At 69.3% G+C, this 531-nt stretch carries 1 protein-coding gene; it reads right to left on the bottom strand.

From position 1 onward, the window contains the following. Positions 1-244: 244 nt before the first annotated feature. The coding region (locus tag AB0R04_RS38640; protein WP_363378839.1) for a hypothetical protein at positions 245-531 on the bottom strand (287 nt) is incomplete at its 5' end.

A 531-nucleotide genomic window follows, 5' to 3' on the forward strand; every position in this document is an offset into this window, starting at 1 on the left:
GCCTCTCGGCGCGGTGGGTTCTCCAGGGGGGACCCTGTGGGAGAGTAGGACGCCGCCGAACAATTATTCAAGGCCGCGGCCCCAGCGATTCGCTGGGGCCGCGGCCTTTTTGTGTTTTGCGAACGAGTAGTACCCCGACAGACCGGGACCTTCGCCCAGGCGGAGTGTTCCGGGATGTCGGACAATGGAGATGGTGCGCGGCCAGGAGGCCGGCGCCGAAACCGCGTGACGGCAGCGGAGTTGCTCAGTCCGCGGTGGAGCTGAAGCAGCAGAAGGAGTCACCACGATGTCGAACCAGCCCCAGGACCGTCCCGAGCGTCGATCGGACGACGGCCGAGGCTACGAGCCCCGGTCCCGTGGGGGCTGGTCGAACGACCGTGGCGGCGCCCGTCGTGACGACCGCCCCTCCGGTGGCGGCTTCAACCGCGACCGTGACGACCGTCCGCGTCGTGACGACCGCCCGTCCGGTGGCGGTTTCCGTCGTGACGATCGCCCCTCGGGCGGTGGCTTCAACCGTGACCGTGGCGTCCG

The sequence above is a fragment of the Kitasatospora sp. NPDC056731 genome (genome assembly GCF_040687675.1).
Classification (GTDB): domain Bacteria; phylum Actinomycetota; class Actinomycetes; order Streptomycetales; family Streptomycetaceae; genus Kitasatospora.